The sequence below is a fragment of the Pseudopedobacter saltans DSM 12145 genome (genome assembly GCF_000190735.1).
GTDB classification, from domain to species: Bacteria; Bacteroidota; Bacteroidia; order Sphingobacteriales; family Sphingobacteriaceae; genus Pseudopedobacter; species Pseudopedobacter saltans.
Map to the genome: position 1 here is coordinate 4429983 of NC_015177.1, position 12856 is coordinate 4442838.

Annotated in this window: 7 protein-coding genes; 6 read left to right on the top strand and 1 reads right to left on the bottom strand. The window is 36.5% G+C overall.

The features are described from left to right. Genes PEDSA_RS18615 through PEDSA_RS18625 form a run of 3 tightly spaced genes read left to right on the top strand, consistent with a single transcriptional unit; the run spans position 1 to position 3803 of the window. Positions 1 to 1509: a RagB/SusD family nutrient uptake outer membrane protein gene (locus tag PEDSA_RS18615; RefSeq protein WP_013634719.1), complete on the top strand. Its 1509-nt coding sequence runs from the start codon at positions 1 to 3 to the stop codon at positions 1507 to 1509. A gap of 2 nt (positions 1510 to 1511) precedes the next feature. Then, positions 1512 to 2561 carry a glycoside hydrolase family protein gene (locus tag PEDSA_RS18620; RefSeq protein WP_013634720.1) on the top strand — a complete coding sequence of 350 codons (1050 nt, stop codon included), beginning with the start codon at positions 1512 to 1514 and terminating at the stop codon, positions 2559 to 2561. 6 nt (positions 2562 to 2567) lie between these two features. After that, on the top strand, positions 2568 to 3803 hold the full coding sequence (locus PEDSA_RS18625; RefSeq protein ID WP_013634721.1) for an oligogalacturonate lyase family protein: 1236 nt from the start codon (positions 2568 to 2570) through the stop codon (positions 3801 to 3803). Positions 3804 to 3880: 77 nt separating this feature from the next. Here the strand turns inward: PEDSA_RS18625 and PEDSA_RS18630 are convergent, their stop codons facing one another. Then, entirely contained in the window at positions 3881 to 6700 is a 2820-nt protein-coding gene (locus tag PEDSA_RS18630) for a TonB-dependent receptor (protein ID WP_013634722.1), read from the bottom strand. Positions 6701 to 7168: 468 nt separating this feature from the next. Here PEDSA_RS18630 and PEDSA_RS18635 point away from each other — a divergent pair, with 468 nt between their 5' ends. From PEDSA_RS18635 to PEDSA_RS18645, 3 genes are read left to right on the top strand one after another with little or no spacing between them, the layout of a single operon-like run. Continuing rightward, entirely contained in the window at positions 7169 to 10036 is a 2868-nt protein-coding gene (locus PEDSA_RS18635) for a glycoside hydrolase family 2 protein (RefSeq protein ID WP_013634723.1), read from the top strand. Between the two features lie 16 nt (positions 10037 to 10052). Next, positions 10053 to 11483, top strand: a complete 1431-nt coding sequence (locus PEDSA_RS18640) for a glycoside hydrolase family 28 protein (protein ID WP_013634724.1) — start codon at positions 10053 to 10055, stop codon at positions 11481 to 11483. 19 nt (positions 11484 to 11502) lie between these two features. Then, entirely contained in the window at positions 11503 to 12825 is a 1323-nt protein-coding gene (locus PEDSA_RS18645) for a rhamnogalacturonidase (RefSeq protein WP_013634725.1), read from the top strand. The last annotated feature ends 31 nt before the right edge of the window (positions 12826 to 12856 follow it).

Genomic DNA, 12856 nt, shown 5'->3' on the forward strand with positions numbered 1-12856 from the left:
ATGAAAAAGTTAGTATATATTTTTCTTGCTACAGGTGTTGTTCTATTTTCATCCTGTGAAAAGGATCTGGATCAATTGCCCATATCAAATGCTTCAACCGAAACATTTTATAAAACTAATAATGATTTCATACAAGGAATAAATGCAGTTTATAATTCTCTGAGAGGTTATCCGGATCGACAATTAAATCTTTCAGAAACAAGATCTGACAACTTATATGCAGTTTCTGATGGCGGAGTTAGGGATTGGGAAGGAATAAACAGTTTCCATAAGGGAATTTCTTCTAATCCTTATGTTATAGAAGCATGGGAAGCAAATTTAACTGGTATATATCGAGCGAATATATTATTAGAGCAGCTATCAAAAAATGGAAATTTAATCAGTGATGAAAATCTCAAAAAGCGCTTAGAAGCTGAAGCGAGATTCTTAAGAGCTTTTTTCTATTTTGATTTAGTAAGATTTTTTGGAAAAGTGCCCTTAGTGGATAAAGTGGTATTGGCTAACGAGGCTTTAACCATTCCGAGGAGTCCTGTATCGGATGTTTATAACCTTATCATTGCTGATTTGGAGTTTGCAGGTAACAATTTACCTTCGCCTGAAGTCTATGCTGCTGCTGATAAAGGTAGGGTAACTAAATTTGCGGCTAAAACATTATTAGCTTTAGTTTATATGACCAGATCGGGGCCTACTTATGATATTGAAGGACCCGGGTTAAATTCTAATGAGTGGAGTAAGGCTTCTGGCTTGTTAACCGAAGTAATTTTAAGTGGAAAATATTCCTTTAGCGCTAGTTATCAAAATATATTTTCATACACAAATGAAAATAATGCAGAAGTAGTATTCGATGTACAATATATTAGCGGGTTTAGTCCCGTTATGGGGGCAACCTTTCCATGGGTTTTAGTCCCTGATACCTGGTTCCAGTCCAATGGAAAGGCAACTCAGGGAGGATTGACTATCAGACCTGTTTCTAATAATATGCTTGCTTCATATGAAAATGGAGATAATAGAAAAGCATTTTCTATTCAGACCGGATATATATACAATAATGTAGTTGAAACACAATCTTTCTTTAAAAAATATGTTGATTTAACTAAAGTGCCTTCCAATAGACTTGATTGGCCTATTAACTTTATAGTATTCAGATATACAGATGTATTGTTGTTGAAGGCAGAATGTGTTCTGCATGGAGCGCCAGGCTCACAGACAACAGATGTTGACGATGTCGTAAATCAGGTAAGACAAAGAGCTGGCTTAACAAGTCCGGTTAGCAATGTGACATTATCTCGATTAATGGAAGAAAGAAGAAAGGAGTTTGCTGCGGAAGGTTCGCGTTGGCATGATTTGGTTAGAAGTGGTTTGGTAACGTCAATAATTCCAGCGTGGATAGCACTTGACGATATTAAAGGACAGATTCAACCATTTGTAAAAGGTTATGCCGTATATCCTGTTCCACAGGATCAGATGGATATAAAACCAGGATTATATTCTCAAAATTCAGATTATTAACAGTGAATCGTAAACAATTTATTAAAGACTTGAGTCTTATATCAGCAGGAGTCTGTTTGGCAAGAACAGACTCCTTTGCATTGCCCTTTTCTAAATTCGGGAAAAGATTGAAACCACTTGGTAGAATCCTGGAATTAGAAGGTTATTATGTTTGGTGTAATAGTCCGATCTATGATAAAGAAGGCAAAGTTCATGTGTTTTTCTCCCGATGGAATTCAAAAAAAGGAATGGGAGGTTGGATTAACGGCTGCGAAATCGCTCATGCAGTGGCAGACCATCCAGAGGGACCCTATGAAGTTATAGGGACCGTTTTAGCACCAAGACAGGGATACTGGGATGCAACAACTTGCCATAACCCCGCTATACATTATGTAGACAATAAATATTGCCTGTTTTATATGGGCAATAGTAATGGCAAAACAAATACTAAACGTATTGGATTGGCTGTTTCAGATTCTTTATATGGGCCATGGGAACGGACAGACGAACCTATTCTTTTGCCCGGCAATGAAGGTGCATGGGATGATCATTGTACCACAAACCCTGCCTTTGTGAAGTATCACGACAAATATTATTTGTTTTATAAATCATGGAATAATAAGGAATATGAAAATCAGACGGGTGCGATAAGAGCCAACCGGAAATATGGTTTAGCAATAGCGGATGATTTATTGGGACCCTATATCAAGTCTCAGCATAATCCGGTTATTGATTTCTCTAAATACGGTAATAACGCTCAAATGGAAGACGCATTTGTATGGTTAGAAGATAACGGATTTAATATGATTGCTCGTGATATGGGCTATTTTAATCATGAAAATGGTTTGTTATTGCATTCCCGAAATGGAATAAAATGGTCAAAACCTAAAATTGCCTATTTGGAAACCAAAGCGTATTTCCAACAGGAAGAAGCTCCAAAGCATTTGAAGAAATATGGCCGTTTCGAAAGGCCTCAGCTGCTGTTGAAGGATGGAAAGCCTGCATATTTATTTACAACAACACAAGGTGGGAAATATCAGACCTCATCGCCTTTTATATTTAAAATAACCTAAATAATCATGATAGAAAAAAGAATTAGTTCCATGTTACTTTTTGCCATTGTGGCAGCGAGTAATTTAATGGCGCAGCCAGTTTTAGAAACCGGTGGAAAAAAAATGCCGAATGAATGGATAGATAAGGAAACAGGACATAAAGTCATAAAACTGATTAGAAAAGAGGGCAATTTCGCCAGTTTCTACTTTCATAATAATCCTTTCATTCCGGGAAAGAATGGCGAAGGTGATAGGATGGTTTTTTATGGAAATGACCAGTATAAAGGAGACGGGAATGGCAATTTTTTGTACACAGTAAATCTTAAGGATTTTTCAGTGAAACAATTAACTTTTGGTAAACAACGTAAAACGGGGGAAATACTGGCTGTCAAGCAGCATAAGATCTATTTTCAATCCAGAGATACTATATACGCTGTTAATGCAGATACGCAAAAAACAGAAGTGGTATATGTTTTTCCGGAAGATTTTAAAGGTAATATTACCACTATCAATGCAGATGAAACTTTATTAGCGGGAGCTAAATCGACCGAAGAGGAAAAGGAGATTTATAAAAATAACCCTGAAAAGAAAGATTACTTTAACAAAATTTATGAGGCTAAATTGCCTCGGACACTTTTTACAATTGATATAAAAAACAAGCAACTAAACAAAATCTTTACCGATAGTGCTTGGTTAAATCATATTCAGTTTTCGCCTTCCAATCCTAAATTGTTAATGTTTTGCCATGAAGGGCCATGGCATAAAGTAGATAGAATCTGGACAATTGATATTGATACAAAAAATGTTCAGCTAATCCATAAAAGAACAATGAATATGGAAATTGCAGGGCATGAATGGTTTGACAAAAGAGGAAATATTATTTGGTTCGATTTACAGATGCCACGTGGAGAAAAGTTTTTTGTCGCAGGTGTAGATTTACAGACCAAGAAAGAAAAGCGGTATGAGCTCGATCGAAATGAATGGAGTGTACATTACACTTCTTCTAATGATGCAAAATTGTTTGCCGGAGACGGAGGGGATGAGAATGCCGTAGCTAAAGCCCCAAACGGGAAGTGGATTTATTTATTTAAACCGGAAGGAGATCGGTTTGTATCCGAAAAATTGGTGGATATGAAACATCACAAATATAAATTTGAACCTAATGTGCATTTCTCTCCAGATCAGAAATGGGTTATATTCAGAGCTAATTTCGAGGGCTCGGAGCAGATTTATGCTGTAGAAATACAAAAGCATAAAAAGTAAGTGCGACCTTATGCAAAAATCCCCAAACGTTAAGATTAATCTTAGCGTTTGGGGATTAATTTATGTAACGTAATAATTTACCTTCCCATATAACTTCCATCGCCTCTTCTTTGGAAGCTTTGTCCTGAAGAATTTCTTCCACCAGTCCATTTTTGTGGAGTCCAGGTGAGGCTTAAAATAAAATATCTACTCAAAGCATTGGATTTGGTGTCGATAACCGAACCGTCAGGATTATTCTGTCTGTTAATAAAGTTGTTTTGATTTAACAAATCATAAGCTCTTAAACTGATTGCGCCTTCTCTCCGCTTGAAAAACTCTTTGGTTAAAGAAGCGTTAATGATAAAAGGATTGGTGGTGATATTGGCATCAATACCTTTTACCAAATTTTTGCTCAAATCATAATTCAGGTACAGGGTCTTGATAAAATAGATCTTGCTACTTAGGCTAAAAGCCCAGTTTTGAATTTTATTATTCAGATTTTGGTTTAATGAAAAATCTCCTTGCGTGTATTTGTATCTAATATTCGGGTTAACTTCCAGCCAATCATTAGGATCAATCTGTAAGTTTAACCTTTGGTTGAAGTTCCAGTTTTTACTGATATTTTCCCGATTGTTATTCATAGATAATGTTCGGTTAAAGCCCGTAGATCCATTATAACTTACGTTATATTTGTTCCCACCAAAACGTTTTGATATACCGTAGTTTCCATTATAGCTGTAATTTCCACTTGCATTAACAAAGCGTGTTTCCTTTTTTCTGGCACCATAGTTATCTGGAATATCAATCGAATTTCTTACTACCTGATTTTCATTAAAAGTCGCATTTAATCCAGCGTAGTAGTTTAATTTTGTTTGAGAAATATAGTTGTTGAAGTTAGCTTGTATACTATGTCTGAAAGCAGCTTTAAGATCAGGGTTACCAATTATGGTATTCTGTGGATTACTTATGTCTGGTACGTCCTGAATTTGATCAAAAGTTGGTTCTGTAGGGTTTCCGGTATAATTAATGGAAAATCTTTTTTGTCTGGTCCATCTATATTCAAATCTAGCTATAGGTATGATATTGAAGCTGGTGCGATGTGTTGAATTCCCTCTCGATTCGGAATATCCGCTTAAAACACCGGGAACAGCAGATAGTCCTAAAGAAAAATTCGCTTTTGTTTGTTGTGAATATCTGTAATTTAATGAGATTCTGGATTCTGTAAAAGAATAATTGAAAATTTTACTTACAGAATCTATGGTGTTGGAATTTCCCTGTTGGTCTATTTGGTCAGTAGTCTGACTATTATCATAGCCACGATGATTCATTTGTCCATTAAATTCTATTCTCGACTTTTGACTAATCGGATGACTGAAAGTCAAGCTTCCTCTATAATTTTCTGATAAGTTCCTATTTGCAACCAACCTATGATAAAGAGAGTCTTTGACTTCAGCAGAGGTAATATTATCATAATATAAGATGTTGTTGATAGCATCTCTTTCCGAAGTATTTTCGGAATTATTGGCACTCATTTGAATAGAAGCAGTGGTACCTTTTTTATTGAATCTATGACCATAGTTTAATGTAAGACCATAGTTAGGTGTACTTCCCTCACTGTTACTTCTGGTTTTTCGATCTTGCTTATACGCTCCCGTTTGAAATAAAGTGGAAACATTTTCGGTGGATGTTTTTCTTAAGTTTAAAGTAGGGCTAATAACCAGCCAATTAGCGCTGTCAATCTCGTATTCCAACTTGGCAGCAATGGAATGCCCGTAGGATTTATTTTGATTATCACTATTTCTATTACCATAGAGAGTTTGAATATTATCATTTATGTCTTTAACGGTTTCTCTGGAACTAGACTCACTATGACTATTCGAATTAGTTCCGTTATAATTATAGCTACTTTCTAATTTAATTTTTGTGGTAAGGTCATCATTATAATTGAGTCCAAACCGGCCTGCCTGTCTGGTTCCCGCCGCTCCGGAACCGCCACCTCCCTGATTTCCTTCTCGTTGCAATCCACCTCCTTGTCCTCTATTTCCACCTCCTTGCTGAAAGCCTCCACCTCCGGAGTCTCCACTGTCAGAACTGGCTATACCGGTCACCGTATTATTAAACGAAGAGCGAATTCCAATTTGTTGGTTTCCGTTAAAGCGATTTCCGTTCGCTGTAAGTTGGTATCTATCGTTACTACCCGCACCGGCTTCAAATCGTCCCCGGTTTCCGACTCTTTTATTACTTTTGGTAACAATATTCAGTACACGCCGAGGATCGCCGTCTTTTACTCCGGTTCTGCGAGCCTCATCTCCATAATCATCTACAATTTGTATTTTGTCAACAATATCAGAAGGCAGATCTTTTAAGGCTGCTGCAACATCTCCTCCAAAATAGTCCTTACCATTAATTCTTGCTTTGGTTACCGCCTCTCCCTGAACAGTTAATGCGCCATCTTTGTCGACCTCCATACCTTCCATTTTCTTTACGAGATCTTCAACGGTAGCATTTTCTTTCATATTATATGCATCAGCTCTAAACTCGATGGTATCTGTTTTATAAGTAATGGTTGGAGTACCGTCTACGACAACGACATCTAGCATGTTTGTTTGTGTCTTTAACGTGATATTATTTAAGTTGATAGCAGATTGTTTCTCATCAAATTTGTAAACTCTTGAAACAGTCTGGTAACCTAAGCTATTGATTTGTATATTGAAGTTTGATGATTTAATATTTCGAAATGTAAAAACACCGTCTGCATTGGTGCTGGTAGCAGTGGTATCTGTCGGCGACGTTAATTTAATAAGTGCTCCGATGATGGTCTGCTTCGTACTGTCAATAACAGTCCCGGTTATAGTTCTTTGAGAGAAAGCTTTAAACGTGAGGCTTGCAAAAACAAAAAAAAGTATAAATTTTTTCAAAACTTGAATGATTTAGGAATTATTGGGTCTGACACGGCAAAACCAAAAAGGTTTAATTTGATCTGTTTTAATTATTTAAAAATGTCTTTTTATATCAATGACTTCTGCAGGTACCACAGGATATACCTTAGAGCTCTTAATTGCTTATTTTAGTCTTGACTCAATGGTGATACCGGGACCATAAACCTGATATTGATTAATGGAGAAATTAACAGTCGATAATTGATACTTTGATGATGCGGTAAAACAGATGAAGCAATTTTACAATCGGAAATTGTTGGGTTTTAATGCTGTATTTCCAAATAATCCTCCCGACAGACCAATTCGTTATCTCTTTGTTAAAACAGCATATTAATATTGTGAAGTTGAGGTGTGAAATAGTTGTTGAATATTAATCTACAGGACACTACATGATGCCTTACCTAAAGGAATGAATTATATTTAGACCAGTAAACCTATATAACAATCATGTTAAACAAGTTCCTTAAGCTAAGCGCTGTTTTTTTGTGTGTAATAATAACTCAAAGCAGTTATACGCAATCTGTAAAAAAAGAAATCCAGTATTTATCCGGAAAAGATAATGAAAATACAGTTGAGTGGGATTTTTGGGTTACCGGTGGCCGAAAAGCTGGGAAATGGTTTAAAATTCCGGTTCCTTCACATTGGGAACAACACGGGTTTGGAACATACAACTACGGAAGAGATTACGTAACCTACGGGAAAAATTTTCGGTTCGCGGATGAGAAAGGTCTTTATAAGCATCGGTTTACTGTACCCGGCGAATGGAAAAATAAAAAAGTAAATCTGGTCTTTGAAGGTTCGATGACCGATACTGAGGTGAAAATAAACAGACAATTGGTAGGGCCGATTCATCAAGGTTCGTTTTATAGGTTTAAATATGATATAAGTGATAAACTAAAATTTGGCCAGGAGAATAAGATCGAGATAACAGTCAGTAAAATGTCTGCAGACAATTCTGTAAATAACGCAGAAAGATTAGCCGATTACTGGATTTTTGGTGGCATTTTCAGACCTGTTTATCTGGAAGCTGTACCCAAAGAAAATATTTCATGGACAGCGATAGACGCAAAAGCCGATGGCACTTTTAAAATGAATGTTTATATGGAAGGCATTCATGATATTACCGATGCCGTTGCGGAAATTGTCAATGATAAAGGGCAGGTTATTCAAAGTATAAAAGGAAAGGTTAAAGCTCAGGATACGCTTATCCAGTTACAAGGCAACGTAAAATCACCGAAGTTATGGTCGGCAGAATACCCTAATTTATATACCGTGAGAACCAGCCTGAAAAAAAATCAGGAAGTAATTTATCAGACTCAGGAAAAATTTGGCTTCAGAACCGTAGAAGTTAGGCAAGGAGATGGCATTTATGTTAATGGTGCTAAAATTAAATTTAAAGGTGTCAACAGGCATGTTTGGTGGCCTAAGACAGGAAGAGCCGTTAATGCAAGAATTGATTTAGAAGATGTAAAACTGATAAAAGGAATGAATATGAATGCGGTAAGATGTTCGCACTATCCGCCGGATAAAACATTCCTTCAATATTGCGATTCTTTGGGCTTGTACGTTTTAGATGAATTGGCGGGTTGGCAAAAGGCATATAATACCAAAGTTGGGAAAATCCTTGTAAGAGAAATGGTTCAAAGAGATGCCAATCATCCGTCAATTATACTTTGGAGCAATGGTAATGAAGGCGGACACAATTTTGATCTATTGCCTGAATATCCGAAATACGACCTGTCTAACCGTACTGTTATACATGCACACCATAGGCCGGGAAATGCAATTAATGGTATAGATTGTAACCATTACGAAGACTATTATAGCACCCAGAATATTTTAAAAGGTCCAAATATTTATCTAACGACAGAATTTCTGCATGCCCAGGATGATGGCGGAGCAGCAGCTGGATTAGAAGATATTTGGGAATTACATTGGAATGCAAAATTGGGTGCCGGAGGTTTTATATGGGCTTTGGTAGATGAAGGAATAGAACGTACGGATTTCAATAACAGATTGGATGTAAATGGTGTAAATGCACCTGATGGAATAGTTGGCCCTTATAGAGAAAAAGAAGGAAGTTATTTTGCAATCAAAGAGATATTTTCCCCTGTAAAAATGCTCACAAAAACTATCGATGCTTCTTTTAAAGGTGAGCTTCAAATAGAAAATCGATATCATTTTACCAACCTGAAAGATTGTAGATTTACGTGGCAATTGATAAACTTTAACAAGCCAAATGCAAATGAATCGGGATACACAATTTCTGAACAAGGTAATATGAGTTCTCCTGATATCAAACCTTTAGCAAAGGGAAGTCTTAAGCTGAATTTACCGGTTAACTGGAAAAATAACGATGCGCTGGCAGTTATTGCTGTAGGTCCTTCGGGCGTGGGAATTTACCGATGGACTTTTAGAGTGAAGTCACATCAGGAAATAGTGAATGAAATCCTACCTATAAAAACTAAAACAAAAGTAACCGCAACAGAAACTGATAGCTTGGTCACCTTAAAAGGAAATGGGATAAGTGTGACTTTTAATAAAAAAACAGGCATGCTTGCCGATCTTGCAAATGATTATAGTGCGAAATTATCATTTAGAGATGGGCCGGTATTGGTACGTGGAAAAGCAAATTTTACCGGCTTAAAAGTATATGAACAAGGCGATAATTACGTTGTAGAAAGTTCATATAGCGGAAATATGAGTTCGGTGAAATGGACGATGACACCTGAAGGATGGTTGAAAATGGATTATGCCTATAATTTGAACGGGGATTATCCATTTACAGGTATTTCCTTCAATTATCCGGAGAACTATGTTCTGGGAGCAAAATGGCTGGGGAACGGCCCATATCGTGTTTGGAAGAACCGTCCACAGGGAGTAACCTTAAATACCTGGGAGAATATGTACAATAATACACAAACAGGTTCTTTCCCTTGGATATATCCGGAATTTAAAGGGTATTTCTCAGATATTTCATGGATCGAGTTCAATACTGTACAAGGCAAATTTTTAGTGGCAACGCCAGAAAAAGGAATGTATTTGCGTTTGTTTGACTTTTATGGAATATCAGGTCCTAAATTTTACCCTGAACTGCCAACGGGAAACCTTTCTTTCCTGGATAATATTCCTCCAATAGGAACCAAATTGGCCATGGGAATTAACAACAGGGCACAGGTTAATGGGCCTATGGGGGAACCTAATCCTATCAATGGGGAAGTGAAAAGAACTTTGTATTTCTATTTTGGGATTCCTAAATCAGAAAAAGAGAATACCCAGTTTATGATGCCTAAAGAGAATATTTTAACAGATTAATTCGTATTGGAAGGTGATGAAGAAGACGTTGATATTTAAACTTTTTTTATGTTTATCCTTAGTTATAAACTATGCATTTGCACAATCTAATGAAATCAAATTTGATTGGATCGACAAAGTGGGTGCAAAAAAAGCACCAGAAGGTAAGGGAATGTTTAATGTAGCAAAATATGGTGCAAAGGGAGACGGTAAAACGTTAAATACAAATACTATTCAGAAAGCGATTGATGATTGCGCAAAAAAAGGAGGAGGGATTGTCGTTTTTAATCCTGGAGAGTATTTGACTGGATCTGTTTTTGTAAAAAAAGGCGTAAATCTAAGAATCGATAAAGGTGTCACTATTTTAGGAAGTCAGGATATTAAAGACTATAAAGTGATTGATACCAGAGTGGCGGGGATAGAAATGGAATGGCCCGCAGCTTTGATTAATGTGCTGGATCAGGAAGATGCGATGATTAGCGGAAAGGGATTAATCAATGCGCAAGGGAAGGTTTTTTGGGACTACTATTGGAACCTAAGAAAGGAATATGAACCCAAAGGTTTGCGTTGGATTATTGACTATGACGCCAGAAGACCAAGGACAATTCTGGTATCCAATTCGAAGAACGTAACCATCAAAGATTTGAATATTCAACAGGCAGGATTCTGGACAGTACAGGTGGTATATTCGTCTTATGTAACCGTAGATGGTTTAACAATTAATAATAATGTTGGAGGGCATGGCCCAAGTACAGACGGAGTAGATATCGATTCATCTTCGTGGATTTTGGTACAAAATACAGATATAGATTGTAATGATGATAATTTTTGTATTAAGGCAGGAAGGGATGCAGACGGACTGAGGGTGAATAGACCTTGTGAATATGTTGTGATAAGAGATTGTGTGGCCAGAAAAGGAGGTGGATTACTTACATTAGGTAGTGAAACCTCGGGAGGTATCAGAAATATTTATGCGTCCAATATTAAGGGCATGGCAACCAGTAATTGTTTAAATATTAAATCTGCAGTAACCAGAGGAGGTTTTGTAGAAAATGTTTTACTGGAAAATGTGACGATGGATAGCGTGGGTACGGTTTTACAAGTTAACATGAACTGGAATCCTGCATATAGTTATTCGGAGCTGCCGAAGGGATATGACTATAATTCCATTCCTAAACATTGGAAGGCCTTGTTGCAAAAGGTTGAACCTAAAGAAAAAGGAATTCCCATTTTTAAAAATATTTACATGAATAACATCCACATAAAAGGTGCAAAACGAGCTATTAATGTGGTTGGACTTCCTCAATCTAAAGTAGAAAATGTCAATCTCAAAAATGTATCCATAGAAGCAGATGCAGCCGGGCAGATCAGGTATAGTACAAACTGGAAATTGCAGAATTTCAATTTGAAAACCAGAAACAATTCTAAAGTTAAAATAGAAGATTCCGAAGGAATAGAATTACCATAAATTTATTTAAAGCATAGATATGAAAATTATAAGACTGATCATTTTATTGTTCTTGATATCCGTAAACAGTGTACTGGCCAAAGAAACTTTTCCTGATGGAACAGCTATTCCGGACTGGTTTAAAAAGGAAATTCCAACAGATATCAATAAACTGGGAACACATTATAAACTTACAGATTTTGGTGTACTAAACGATAGCACAATCGTACAAACAGAAATAATACAATCCGTTATTGATAAGGCTTTTAACGCTGGGGGCGGAGTCGTAATTGTACCAAAAGGTGTATTTTTAAGCGGTTCATTGTTCTTTAAACCAAAGACGCATTTATATCTTGAAGAAGGAGCTGTTCTAAAAGGAAGCGATGATATCAACAATTTCCGTTTGTTAACTACGAGAATGGAAGGGCAAACCGTTAAATATTTTGCTGCTTTAGTGAACGCAGATCAGGTTGACGGTTTTACTATTTCTGGTAAAGGAACATTAAACGGAAATGGATTAAGGTATTGGAAATCATTTTGGTTGAGAAGGCAGTTTAATCCGCAATGTACCAATATGGACGAAATGCGCCCAAGAGTACTTTATGTTTCCAATAGTAACAATGTGCAGATCTCTGGAATTACGCTGAAAAACTCACCGTTCTGGACATCACACTTCTATAAATGCGAATATGTAAGATTAGTAGATCTGCATATTTTAGCTCCTGAACATCCGGTAAAAGCGCCAAGTTCAGACGCCATAGATTTGGACGCATGCAAAAACGTCCATATTAAAAACTGCTACTTGTCTGTAAATGACGATGCGATAGCATTAAAAGGAGGGAAAGGGCCATCCGCAGATAAAGACCCGAATAACGGGTCGAATTCAAATATAATAATCGAAGATAATAGCTTTGGTTTTTGCCATAGCGCACTCACATGCGGGAGCGAATCAATCCATAGCTATAATATCATTTTCAGAAGGAATAAAGTAGATGGGGCTAAAAGACTTTTACAATTAAAAATGCGCCCGGATACGCCGCAGTTATACGAAAATATTCTTGTTGAAGATATAACGGGTAATGTAACGAGTATGGTTTTTATCAAACCATGGACACAGTTTTTTGATTTAAAAGGAGAAAAAGATATCAAAATGTCTTATGCGAAGAATGTCACATTAAAGAATATTGATTTGGATTGTGATATAGCTTTCGATATTCAGAAGTCTAATCAATATATTTTGTCAGACTTTACCTTCGAAAATCTTAATATCCGTGAAAAAAAGAGATCCGCAGTGAATGTGGAACTTGTCAATAATTTCAAACTAAAAAATGTGAAAGTGAATGGTGTAAAATTGGATAAATAAAATTTGCATTGCTTAGCTTTTCTATATTCTT

Bases quoted from the DNA above. Each gene is read 5' to 3' on its own strand.
- PEDSA_RS18615 (WP_013634719.1), top strand. From the start codon at position 1: ATGAAAAAGTTAGTATATATTTTTCTTGCTACAGGTGTTGTTCTATTT.
- PEDSA_RS18635 (WP_013634723.1), top strand. From the start codon at position 7,169: ATGTTAAACAAGTTCCTTAAGCTAAGCGCTGTTTTTTTGTGTGTAATA.
- PEDSA_RS18640 (WP_013634724.1), top strand. From the start codon at position 10,053: ATGAAGAAGACGTTGATATTTAAACTTTTTTTATGTTTATCCTTAGTT.
- PEDSA_RS18645 (WP_013634725.1), top strand. From the start codon at position 11,503: ATGAAAATTATAAGACTGATCATTTTATTGTTCTTGATATCCGTAAAC.
- PEDSA_RS18625 (WP_013634721.1), top strand. From the start codon at position 2,568: ATGATAGAAAAAAGAATTAGTTCCATGTTACTTTTTGCCATTGTGGCA.